Here is a 626-nt window from a genome sequence, read left to right as displayed (position 1 = left end):
CCTGCGTGCCGCCCGTTTTCCACGCTTTGTGAAATTCTTCTATCAGCCAGCGGCGCTCGTAATAACTGAATATTTTATGGGCGTCTTCCTGACTGTTGACGGGTTCGGAGGTCAGAAGATGCCAGCAAAGCCCATCCTCCGGACCTTTTTCGTAGCAACCGACATAAAATATCCGCACCGCTTCACCGCTTTTTCCTTCGGGGATTTTCAACGTCACTTCGGCATAACGGATATCACAATGCGCGACACGCGCCTGACGCCCGCCTTTCTGTCTGATCTGAACTAATCGTTCTCCAGCACTCTGTAACTGGCTGATAAAGTCATAAAGTTTATCCTGACTTTCCTCAATACGCCGGTTTTGCATCGAACGGATGACGAAACGGTGTTTTTGGCTCGTTTTATAACGCAGATATTCAATGATATCGGCTTCACGGTCACAGACAGAAATCACGTTGGCCATCTGCTCCCCTAACCGGCTGTCGACGGCTTGTGAGGCCCGTTCCCACTTATAACTCTCTTTCCCTTCATAAGGGCGTGTGTCGCGTTGTCGGCTTTTGCCATAATCACTGACATCTCGACACCAGCGCTGTTGCTCTATCAACCCCACGACCTGTTGTTCTTCAGGC

General features: G+C 50.3%; 1 pseudogene. It reads right to left on the bottom strand.

Annotated elements, in window-relative coordinates:
* Positions 1-626 (bottom strand): annotated as a pseudogene (locus LGZ98_RS24020) (IS4-like element ISPlu9 family transposase); the annotation flags it as partial.

Origin of the sequence: Photorhabdus kayaii, assembly GCF_025384895.1 — a bacterium.
In the GTDB taxonomy this organism is placed as follows: domain Bacteria; phylum Pseudomonadota; class Gammaproteobacteria; order Enterobacterales; family Enterobacteriaceae; genus Photorhabdus; species Photorhabdus kayaii.
The sequence above is the reverse complement of the archived record's forward strand: the minus strand, read 5'-3'. Positions and strand labels throughout refer to the sequence as shown.